This is a genomic window from Thermostichus sp. MS-CIW-34, assembly GCF_054060435.1.
Map to the genome: position 1 here is coordinate 1 of NZ_JBSSDE010000060.1, position 10,456 is coordinate 10,456.

Sequence of the window (10,456 nt, forward strand, 5' to 3'; positions counted from 1 at the left end):
GTGGATCGAACTGCACGGGCGGTCGGAAGCAGGAACCCGCCGAGACGACTGCGCAAGGAGCCATCCATGCGCAGCGTGGTAGGAATCTCCGGCCTTCAGGCCGGGGAGGATGTCAAGATTCCCGTTTGCGACAGCTTCAGCCCCTTTCTCAAAGGGAGAGAGGAGTTGAGGCGATGCACAGCCCGACTGGGAATGCTCCTCTTGGCTCAATTGGCTGATGAACCAGAATCCAGCCCCTGGAGTTGCTCCCACTGAGCGGGGGTAAAGGTGCGCAGGGCTAAAGCATGTAGGCGGCCATCCTGCAGGTAGGCTTTCAGGGCCTCATTCACCAGCCGGTGCTGTTTGATCAGGGGCAAGCCCTGGAATTGTTCCGCCACCACAATGGCCTGGAAATGGTGGCCATCGCCGACCGTGTCTTCCACCTGTACTCTCGCACCGGGCAGGGCGGCCCGTACCAACGCCTCAATTTCTCGTGGATCCATGCGCTGTTGTCCCCGTGGTCTCACTGTGTCCAAGCTCAAGATCCCGCCTCGGATCTCGACCTGCTCATCCATTGTGCTCCGCACCGCTATCGCGTCCACCTTAGACGGTTCTGGGGCAAAACGGGATCCCTTCCGGCCCACTACGGGCAGAGGCCAGGCTGGGATGGCTCAGCACCAAGACCTCGGTGATGGGACCGCGTTTGTGGCCCTGGGCGTTGATGGCACGGCTGGCAGAGATGGTCTGGATGGGGTAATCCCGGTACAGTTCCCGCACAAAGGGGCAATCGGAATTGGAGAGCAGCACCTGCACGCCTCGGTCGGCCAATGTTCCAAACACTTCTCGCAGGCGGATCTGTTCCGCTTCGCCGAAGGCAAACCGGCTGTAGGCGGTGAAGCTGCTGCTGGCAGAAAGGGGATGGTAAGGGGGATCCAAATAGACGAAATCCCCGGGTTTGGCTCGTTCGAGCACCTGCCAAAACGGCTGCACCGCGATCTCCACGCCTTGTAAAACCCGTGCCACGGCCCGTAGGTTCTCCGCGTCGCAAATGCGGGGATTACGGTAACGGCCCAAAGGAACATTGAACTCTCCCCGCGAGTTTTCCCGGTAGAGGCCATTAAAACAGGTCTTGTTCAGATACAGCAGGCGGGCAGCCCGTTGCGCCGGATCTTCAAATCGAGCCGCGCGGATGGTGTAGTAATAATCCCGGCTGTGGTGGGCTTGGTGGTGGCTGAGCAGGGCGATAAGCTCCTCCACGTGATCCCGCACGCAGCGATACACATTCACCAGCTCAGGGTTGATATCCGACAAAACAAAGTGTCGAGAACCCGATGGGATCCCTTGGGCCAGATGAAAAAAGACCGCTCCACCCCCCAAAAAGGGCTCGTGATAGGTGTTCCAGGCGCGAGGAAAAAAGGGTTCGTATTGGCTGAGCAGTTGCCCTTTTCCCCCTGCCCATTTTAGGAAGGGACGCGCTTTAACGGCTGGCTCCGCTGGGGTGGGTTCGCAGGAGTCGGGTACAGGGTTCCAGAGTTCTTCCCGCCGCAGAGCACGCCTATGTCCAAGAGAACAAGGGTGGATCATCGTTGGTTCAGTGATCTGGATTCTCTTCCAGCAGCTTTTCTAGCGTCTCGATCCAATGCTCTAGCTCCTCCAGCGCCTGCAACACTCCCCCTGGGTCGCTCAGATCTGCCTGCAGCAGCTGGGTGGTTTCTTCCAAAGTCAGGGATCCGGGCGGGCTGGCCAACCAACGGAGGTAGTGGGGCAGAAAGTTGCGCGGAGAACTGTGATAGCGGCGGTGACAGGCCAAGGCCACCAGGCTGGCAAGGCTGGCCTGATAGGCACTGAAGGGGCGGAGAAACAGCTCCGGCATCCCCACCCAGTAAAACTGGTGTTCCGGCAACAGTTCCACCGCATCTCCGCACAGCTCCTGACACAGCTTCAACCACTCTTCGCTCACCCAAAGAGGATAGGTTGCCACATTTTCCCATGCGGGGATCCCCGACCGATAGAGGAGCAGCTCCAGCCGACTGATCAAGCTCTGGTAAAACACCGCCTGCAACTGGGCTTCCAAATGGTGTATCAACAGGGCCTGGGCCAACTGGAGGCTGCCGGAGCGTTCCCGCCAGCGCTGCGGAGCAGTTTGCCCCTCTGGGTCGTAAAGAGCAGGCCTGCCCATGCGAGGGGATCCCACTGCTGAGGCAACCAGGTGATCCAGGAGTATTTGCTGCAAAAAGACGGTGTGGGCCTGCACCCCCCACGCTCGCGGCAGCAGTGCGGAACTCCCCTGCATCTCCTCCAGATCCAGCCAAACTTGGGGATCCTCAGGCCGGAGCCGCTGGCTGATGATAGCAAGAACCTTCAACAGGAGCTCGCTCCCGCCGGATCCCGTTTCTCCTGGTCTAGACGAGGACTCTGTTTCGCTGACGGGAGTGGGCTTGTCTGCCTCGGTTGCGATAGCGCCGACTTCCAGCAGCCAGGGTTTGGCCTGGGCCGCACACTCGGGGCAGAAGTCCTGCAGGGCTGCCCAGATTAGAGAGGTGGCCTCAGCAGGGGTCAGGGGTGGAACGGGATCCCGCCAGGGCGCACGCAAGTCGCAGATGCGAATGGAACGCCCCATGTTTCGGCTTTTGAGGCGGTAATAGTGCTGGAACAGGTCAAACCGATCGCGGATCCCTTCCAATAGGTTCTCCAAAAAGGTTTGAGTCAGGCCGTGGCGGGCCAGATACAGGTCGGCAGCAGAGTCATAGCCCCGCCATTGGGCCTCCCACAGGTGGTCGCGGATCAGGGTGCTGAGGATAAACCCACCCAGATCTGCATGGGCCTCCAGGTGTTGGCCCAGCCGCTGATAGGCAGCCCAACGGATTTCGGCGCTGGCGTGAGTTTGTAAGCTCTGCAGCTGGACAAGAGTGTGCTCTGGGAGCGCAGCAGGCGAGTTCAGGGTCACTTGCCACAACTGCCGCCAAGCTAACCTTCCTGTTGGGTACTGTTGGTGGAGCAGGCACTCCAGAGGCTCCGGTTGTTGGTGACCCCGCTGCTGCAGGAGGCGACACAAAAACTGGCGAAAGGGGCGCAGCTCCGGCTCGGCACAAGCAGCGGCCAAGGGATCCGAGGGCCGATCCTCTCGCTCCTGCGGCGTCTCAGCTGCGGGTTCGCCGAGGGGAACGGCGGTCAGGGATTGCAGTTCCAGGGGGAAAAACAACAGCTGGCTCTGCAGGGAGATGACCCGCTCCAGATCCCTCCAGCTGGGGTCTGCCTTCGTCCAGGCCATCTCTGGTTCGGCCTCAGCCGGGATCGCTGTTGGAAGGCTGCTGCTCTCGCAACCCTCGGCAAGATGGGCTGCCAGGGCGAGCGCCTGCGTCAGCTCCGACAACTCCTGCAGCGCCACCGCCAGCTCTGGCGGGCTGAGCTGGACCACCTGCCCCCGGTAGCGCTGGGCAAACTGCTGCACCTGCTCCTCCAGTTCATTCCAGGTTAGGGCGCGCTTTTTCCCAGAGCCAGAGAAACGCTCGAAAGGGGGTTCAGCAGCAGGAAAGACCACCGGCATCAGCCTCCTAGAGATGGGGTCGTCCCTCTGTTGGCCTGTCGGCAGAGGGGTGTGCCCGCCTTTTGACCTCTGCCAAAGGGCAAATGGCTGGGGAAATCTGGGTTGGAGGTGCAGGCTGCGATCAGAGGGATCCGGATCCCTGCTATCCCCCCCTGGGGGTTCCCATCCTGGTCAGAACATAGCCTCACCGCTGCTGTGCTGCGCAAAGGCGGCAGCAACAGCCAACCCAAGCCTGAGCCATTCGGCAAGCTCGGATCCGGGATCCCGCATTCATTAAAGACTGCGACTGCGAAAACCGACGTGCCTCCTTTGGGGCAGGAAAAACCTGAGATGATTGTGACATTCTCCTTGGGCAAATGCAGCCGGCAGCGTGGGGATCCCAATTTCGGCCAGGATACGTGTTGGGACAGAATAGGCCTGCGGCCACTTGTGCAAAGGGTAAAAGAACTATCCGAGGGAGGTGACTGCATTGTTTGCCCAAGTCACTGCTGCCGCTCTGCTGGGACTCCGGGCCGTGCAGGTTACGGTGGAGGTGGATGTGGGCGGTGGCTTGCCCCAGATCACCTTGGTGGGACTGCCCGATACTGCCGTTCAGGAGGCCAAAGAGCGAGTGCGGGCGGCGATCAAGAACTCCGGCTTTGCTTTACCCCAGCGGCGGATCATCGTCAACTTGGCCCCTGCCGATCTGCGCAAAGAGGGCCCCAGCTTCGATCTGCCCATTGCCATCGGGATCTTGGCGGCCTCCGGGGTGATCGAGGGGGAAGCGCTGGCCAACACCCTGATGGTGGGGGAATTGGCCCTAGACGGCACCCTACGCCCGGTGGCCGGGGTTCTGCCTATTGCCGCCAGCGCTGCCGAGATGGGGATCCGCCGCCTGGTGGTACCCCAGGAAAATGGGCCGGAAGGAGCGGTGGTGCAAGGGATCCAAGTGTATGGGCTGCCCTCCTTGGCGGCGGTGGTGGGCTGGCTGCAAAACCCAGAGGGAGTTGAGCCGGTGCGGATCCAGCCAGAACAGATGTTGCCAACCGAAACGGAACCCCTGCTGGATTTGGCCGATGTGAAGGGGCAAGAACATGCCCGGCGGGCTCTGGAGATCGCGGCAGCCGGCGGGCACAACCTGTTGCTGGTGGGCAGCCCGGGAGCGGGCAAGACCATGCTGGCGCGGCGACTGCCCGGCATTCTGCCCCAGCTGCAGTGGGAAGAGATGTTGGAGATCACCCGCATCTACTCGGCAGCCGGCCTGTTGCGGCAAAACCTGCACCTGGGACGCCAGACCCCCCTGATCACCCAGCGGCCCTTTCGCGCTCCCCACCATTCGGCTTCGGCAGTGGCGCTGGTGGGTGGCGGCCCCTACCCCAAGCCCGGGGAAATCTCGCTGGCCCACCATGGCATCCTCTACCTGGATGAGCTGACGGAATTCCGGCGGGAGGTGCTGGAGGTGCTGCGCCAACCCCTGGAAGATGGCAAAGTCACCATCTCCCGCGCCCGCGTTTCCCTGGAGTTTCCCGCCCAAACCACCCTGGTGGCCTCCACCAACCCCTGTCCCTGCGGCTTCTACGGGGATCCCGTTCACCCCTGCACCTGTACGCCGCAACAGCGGGAGCGCTACTGGTCCAAGCTCTCCGGCCCGCTGCTGGATCGCATCGACCTGCAGGTGCGGGTCAACCGCCTTAAGCCGGAAGAAATTGTCCGCGCCCAGGGCGGCGAATCTTCCCAAGCGGTGCAGCGGCGGGTGGAGCGGGCACGACAACGACAGCGGCAGCGCTTTCAAAACGAGCCTGGGATCCACTGCAACGCCCAGATGCAATCCCGCCACCTGCGGCAGTGGTGTGCCCTGTCGGATCCCTGTCGCACCCTTTTGGAGAACGCCATCCAAAAGCTGGGCCTGTCTGCGCGGGGGAGCGACCGCATCCTCAAGGTGGCCCGCACCATCGCCGATCTCGAGGGCGCGGAGGCCATTGCCCCCACCCACATTGCCGAAGCGATTCAATACCGCAGCCTGGATCGCGCTCGGCTGTAGAGCTCAAGCGCTCGGCGCCGCTGACGCGACCACCCCCAGCCCCTCTCCCAGATAGGGTTTCCCTCACTGCCAGAGCTCCGGCCTGCCCTACGGGATCCCACCCCCTGTTTTGTCGGGAAAAAGCTGTCCCCCCTGCACCTGAAGGATTTGGGCGGCTTTGAGCCAGCCGGCGTCAAAGGATCCCAGGTGGGTGGTGGTAACCAAGGTTTGCACGCGCTCCTGAATGGCTTCCAAGAGTTGGTTTTGCCGGTGCAGATCCAGCTCTGCCAGCACATCGTCCAACAGCAGCAAGGGCGGATCCCTGACCACCTGCTCGATCAGCTCCAGCTCCGCCAATTTCAGAGCCAAAACCAGAGTGCGCTGCTGGCCTTGGGATCCATAGGCGCGGGCGGCAACTCCGTTAATGCACAGCTCCACTTCATCCCGATGGGGGCCCACCAGAGAGCTGCCCAGGGAGTGTTCGGCGGCGGCTTTGGCGCGGATCTCGGCCAAAAACTGGGCTTGGATCACTTCGGGGCTGGCCTGGGGATCCGGCAGGGGCACTTGGGGTCGATAGGTAAGGGTCAGGGTTTCCCGTCCACCGCTAATGACCCGGTGCCAGTGAGCAGCCAAAGGCTCCAGCCGTTGCAGCAGCCGGGCGCGGCGGCGCATAATTCGGCTACCGGTGGTGGCCAGTTGGGCATCCCAGAAGGCCATCTGCGAGAACTGAACGCCAGCAGCCGCTTGCGTTAGCGGGACAGAGTCCTTGGGATCCTGCTTCAAAAGGGCGTTGCGCTGCCTGAGGATCTGGCGATATTGCTCCACCAGGCCGAGATAAACCGGCTCCAGTTGCAGCAACACCCCGTCCAACCAATGGCGCCGCGTCTCCGGAGCGCCCCGCACCAGCTCCAGATCCAGGCTGGAGAACACCACGGCATTCACCTGTCCCAAAAAGTCCGCCTGGCGGCGCAGCACCTGCCCGTCCACCTTCAGGGATCGCCTGCCGCTGCTGCGCAGCTCCATCACCAGCTCGTGGGCCACCCCCAGCCGTTCCACCGTGGCGGCAATCCGCGCCTGCTGTTCTTCTTGATGCACCAGCTCCCGATCCCGAGCGGCCCGCCGCGAGCGCAAGGTGGCCAACAGCTCCACCGCTTCCAGCAGGTTGGTCTTACCCTGGGCGTTCTCCCCCACCAGGATGGTTTTGGGCGCGTCGAAGGGGATCCCTTGCTCCCGGTAGTTGCGAAAGTGGCGCAGGTGCAGGAAACGCAGGTACACCAAGGGAGATGTAAAGACGCGATCAGTCAGTATTCGAGAAGAACAGCCCCCGCTCTGGGGGCTTTCACTTTAACCCAACTGCAGCAGGGGCAAGAGAAGGTAGAGGGGTTAACCCCGAAGACTCAGCCAGCAGGGATCCCTTCTATCCCCAGTTCCGGGTAGGCCAGATCAGCGCCTGGTCAGGGTAGTCATCCCCCCGAGGCGCTCAGCCGCCAACAGGTGTAGGGCAGCGCGGGCGGAGTAGCGGGCAGCTTTGCTACGGCTGTAGTCGGCGAAGGTGTAGCTGCTGGGATCCGTACTTACGTCGCCCAACAGGTTCTGCACTTGATTCTGCAGGTCAGAGACGCTGCCGGAGTTGATGTTGGCGAAGGCCATCTCCGCTTGCAGCCGGCTGAGGTACTCCTGAGCCCGGAAAGGGGCCTCGAAGAAGGAACGGCCAGGGCGGCCCATGAAACCCAGCTCCGCTTCGTAGAGAACTTTGGCTGCTTTGGCTAAGTTTTCCGCTGCTTTGGCCTGCTCGCGGGCGGCGAAGAAATTCCCTGCCTCAATTGAGGCTTGGGCGTTGGTGAAACTCTCCTGGCCGTGTTCCAAAAGGCGGGCAGCCTCTGGGGAAGACCCCCGCTGAGAGAGGAAGCTGGCTTCGGCCAGGTGTCGCTGCGCCTTAGCCAGATCGCGGCTGGCTCGCTCAAGATCCCACGGGCGCTGCCAAGTTGGCTGTACCTGAAGGGGAGCTGTGGCTTTAGGAGCAGAGCGTCTGCCCCGCTGGGCTTGCGCCGGGGATCCCAGCACCAGGGGGGTGAGCAGAACCAAAATCGGCAGAGAACAACCCAGAGCGCGAGCAAAAGAGGAACGAATCGTCATTGGTCATAGACTCCAATCGACAGGACAAGCCGGTTTGGGTTATCGCGGCTCATCTTGAGAATGGCGGAGAAAAATGACGTGAAGATGACAAGGGCAGCTCTACCGTAAATATCGATCCCTCTCCCACTTGGCTGGCCACTCGCAGGGATCCCCGATGGGCGGTGACGATCTGCTGGGCCAAGGCCAGGCCCAGACCGAACCCACCCGTATGGCGAGCACGGGTTTCATCCACCCGGTAAAACCGCTCAAACAGATGGGGCAGATGCTCGGGGGGAATGCCAATGCCTGTATCCTTGACGTGGAGGTAAGCGCGCTGGCGCTGGCTTTCCAGGCTCACCTGCACTGTGCCGCCTGCAGGGGTGTACTGCAGGGCATTGCGCAGTAGGTTCTCGATGGCCTGCCGCAGCAGGGCAGCGTTCCCCCGCACAAGCCAACCCCCAGAAAGATCCGTCTCAGGCAGGTGGCATTGCCAGTGAAGGCCAAGGGCCTCAGCTTGGGGGCGGTATTGCTCGCTCAGCTCCTGCAACAGCGCTCGCAAATTCAGAAGCGGCAGATCCTCCAGGGGCAGGGATCCCTGCTGGCGGGCCAACTGCAGCAAGGTATCGATCAGCACGCTGAGGCGGCGGGCACCGCTCACCACCTTTTCCAGGCGAGGTTGAGCTTGTTCCGGGGCCAGCAGAGCCATTTGAGCATTGCTCATCAGGGCGGCCAGGGGGGCGCGCAACTCGTGGGAAGCATCGGCAGTGAAGCGTTGCAACTGCTCGTAGGAGCGACGAATCGGCTGCATCGCCAGCCCCCCCAAGATCCAGCCGGCCCCGCCGATCAACGCCAGCGTCAGCGGGATCCCGATCCCCAACCCCCAGCGCAAGCGACCCAGGGTAAGTTGCAGCGGTTCCAGGGGCACCGCCAGTTGCAAGTAGCCCAGTAGCTTTTCCTCCTGCTGCACCGGCAGCGTGAGCTGGCGCAACAGTAAGCCGCTCTCTCCTTCCACCGTTTGGAAACCCAGTTGGAGATGGTGAGGCGGGCCATCCAAGTCAAACAGCTCCAGAGGAGGCCGGGATCCCGTGTACTGGCGCAGGGATCCCAAGCTTTCCCTTCCGGTGCCGGGAGCAGGATCGAACCAGCGCACATAGGCCAAGTGATGGTCGAGGGGTTGGGTTTTCCCCCCCAAAAAGGGCACCTCGTTCAACACCAACCGCCACTGCCCCTGGCGCAGCTCGTACTTAATGGCTGCCGCCATGATCCCGGCCTGAACCTGCAGCTCCTCGTCAAAAGCCTGCAACTGGTTCTCCACTTCCAAGCGGTAGAAGACGGCGGCAAACACCAGCAGGATCCCCCCCATGACCCCGGCAAAGCTGCGGGCCAAGCGACGGCGGCTGTGGTGAAACACCAGGGATCCCGTCCCTCTTGTCGCAGCCTTCTGCCCCAGGTGCGGCTGAAGGGGGTGTGCCAGGGAAACCCAGTTCCAGCCCAGCCATGGGAGAGAATGCTTGTGTTCAGCTCTTTTCACCTCCATCGCCACCCCCTAGAAACTGCTTTCATGGGTTCTCTTCTGGAGAGGCTATGCGCAGCCGGTACCCCTGGCCATACACCGATTCCAGCCAATCTTGGGCCTCCACCTCTTTTAACCGTAGCCGCAACCGCCGCACCAACGCAGCCACGGCATTGCTCTCCGGCTCACAGCCCCATTCCCACACCGCCTGCTCGATCTGGCCCCGACTGAGCACCTGGTTGGGATGGCGCATCAGGTATTCCATCAATTGAAACTCCTTGCCCGAAAGCTGTACCTGCCTCCCCTGCCGCTCTAGGGTCAGGCTGGCCAAGTGCAAGTGCAGGGATCCCAGGCTGAGGCTGTCTCCTTGCCATTGGGGGGAACGGCGTCCCAAAGCCCGCACCCATGCCAGCAGCTCCACCAGATCCACCGGCTTGACCAAATAGTCGTCTGCCCCCGCATCCAACCCCTGCACCACATCCGATGTTGCGTCTTTGGCAGTTAACATCAGCACCGGCGCACATCCCCCCGATTGGCGGTATTGCCGACAGAGCTGGATCCCGCTTGGCCCCGGCAGCATCCAATCCAAAATCAGGAGATCATAGGCTTTCTCCTCCATCAGCCAGGCAGCCATCTCCCCTTCCTTGGCACAGTCAACCACGTGGCCGCACTTGGACAGGGCAGCCTGTAAAGGCTCCAACTGTTCCGGGTCGTCCTCCACCAGCAAAATTCGCATCGTCCTGTGCGCCGTTGACCAAGACGGCCAGTTCCCACTGCCCAGGCTAGGATGGATCACGGAAATAGCCCTCTGCAAGGGAGAGAACAACGGTGGGGTGGCCCAAAATCCATCGGTGGCAAGATCTAGGGTTTGATTTTTGGCTGGTGCTGCCCTTGGCAGGGCTTCTTTTTGTGGCGGGGGGAGAGTGGGTGACGGGCCAAGCGCTGAGCCGTCCTCGCCGGCTAGAGCAACCTTTGGCGATTCGCAGCCAGCAACAAGCCACCTTGGCTCTGGATATTCTTTCCATTCAGGCGGAGATCCGCCGCTCCCGTGGCTACACCAAGGTGGAGGTGACTACCACCAATCCCCACCTGCGCAAGCTGGAATTTGAATTTCCACAACTGGATCCAGACCAGGTGTCGGCTCAGATTGCCCAAGAGCTTGGCCTTGCTCCCGAGCAAGTGCAGCGCCTGACCCGCTATAGCTTGGACTAGAGCATGACTCTAGTCAATAATAAGCTCAACTATACTGAAAATAATGTATAATATGTTCAGTACGGATTACTACCAGTTGATCTTTCTGTTT

At 61.6% G+C, this 10,456-nt stretch carries 9 protein-coding genes; 2 read left to right on the forward strand and 7 right to left on the reverse strand.

From position 1 onward, the window contains the following. Positions 1 to 206: 206 nt before the first annotated feature. From ACVWYY_RS14135 to ACVWYY_RS14145, 3 genes are read right to left on the reverse strand one after another with little or no spacing between them, the layout of a single operon-like run. Entirely contained in the window at positions 207 to 554 is a 348-nt protein-coding gene (locus tag ACVWYY_RS14135; RefSeq protein WP_457440893.1) for a BolA family protein, read from the reverse strand. 28 nt (positions 555 to 582) lie between these two features. Further along, on the reverse strand, positions 583 to 1,563 hold the full coding sequence (locus ACVWYY_RS14140) for a DNA adenine methylase (protein ID WP_457440895.1): 981 nt from the start codon (positions 1,561 to 1,563) through the stop codon (positions 583 to 585). A gap of 7 nt (positions 1,564 to 1,570) precedes the next feature. After that, on the reverse strand, positions 1,571 to 3,526 hold the full coding sequence (locus ACVWYY_RS14145) for a peptidase M3 (RefSeq protein WP_457440897.1): 1,956 nt from the start codon (positions 3,524 to 3,526) through the stop codon (positions 1,571 to 1,573). 469 nt (positions 3,527 to 3,995) lie between these two features. Between ACVWYY_RS14145 and ACVWYY_RS14150 the strand changes: the two genes are divergently transcribed. Further along, positions 3,996 to 5,546, forward strand: a complete 1,551-nt coding sequence (locus ACVWYY_RS14150; protein ID WP_457403919.1) for a YifB family Mg chelatase-like AAA ATPase — start codon at positions 3,996 to 3,998, stop codon at positions 5,544 to 5,546. Positions 5,547 to 5,633: 87 nt separating this feature from the next. On the opposite strand, the gene recF is transcribed toward ACVWYY_RS14150, so the two are convergent. The 4 genes from recF to rppA form a co-directional block, all read right to left on the reverse strand. Beyond that, the gene (recF, locus tag ACVWYY_RS14155) at positions 5,634 to 6,800 is read right to left on the reverse strand and encodes a DNA replication/repair protein RecF (RefSeq protein ID WP_457403914.1); all 1,167 of its coding nucleotides are present in this window, start codon (positions 6,798 to 6,800) and stop codon (positions 5,634 to 5,636) included. A 168-nt stretch (positions 6,801 to 6,968) separates the two neighbouring features. Next, positions 6,969 to 7,661, reverse strand: a complete 693-nt coding sequence (locus ACVWYY_RS14160; protein WP_457403913.1) for a DNA-binding protein — start codon at positions 7,659 to 7,661, stop codon at positions 6,969 to 6,971. 49 nt (positions 7,662 to 7,710) lie between these two features. Then, the gene (locus ACVWYY_RS14165) at positions 7,711 to 9,171 is read right to left on the reverse strand and encodes a sensor histidine kinase (RefSeq protein ID WP_414343060.1); all 1,461 of its coding nucleotides are present in this window, start codon (positions 9,169 to 9,171) and stop codon (positions 7,711 to 7,713) included. Positions 9,172 to 9,199: 28 nt separating this feature from the next. Continuing rightward, positions 9,200 to 9,889: a two-component system response regulator RppA gene (gene rppA / locus ACVWYY_RS14170; RefSeq protein WP_457403911.1), complete on the reverse strand. Its 690-nt coding sequence runs from the start codon at positions 9,887 to 9,889 to the stop codon at positions 9,200 to 9,202. 92 nt (positions 9,890 to 9,981) lie between these two features. On the opposite strand from rppA, the gene ACVWYY_RS14175 reads away from it, so the two are divergent. Further along, positions 9,982 to 10,365, forward strand: coding sequence for a hypothetical protein (locus ACVWYY_RS14175; protein WP_011434266.1), 384 nt, complete (start codon positions 9,982 to 9,984; stop codon positions 10,363 to 10,365). Positions 10,366 to 10,456: the final 91 nt, after the last annotated feature.

Bases quoted from the DNA above. Each gene is read 5' to 3' on its own strand.
- ACVWYY_RS14140 (WP_457440895.1), bottom strand. From the start codon at position 1,563: ATGATCCACCCTTGTTCTCTTGGACATAGGCGTGCTCTGCGGCGGGAA.
- ACVWYY_RS14135 (WP_457440893.1), bottom strand. From the start codon at position 554: ATGGATGAGCAGGTCGAGATCCGAGGCGGGATCTTGAGCTTGGACACA.
- ACVWYY_RS14145 (WP_457440897.1), bottom strand. From the start codon at position 3,526: ATGCCGGTGGTCTTTCCTGCTGCTGAACCCCCTTTCGAGCGTTTCTCT.
- rppA (WP_457403911.1), bottom strand. From the start codon at position 9,889: ATGCGAATTTTGCTGGTGGAGGACGACCCGGAACAGTTGGAGCCTTTA.
- ACVWYY_RS14160 (WP_457403913.1), bottom strand. From the start codon at position 7,661: ATGACGATTCGTTCCTCTTTTGCTCGCGCTCTGGGTTGTTCTCTGCCG.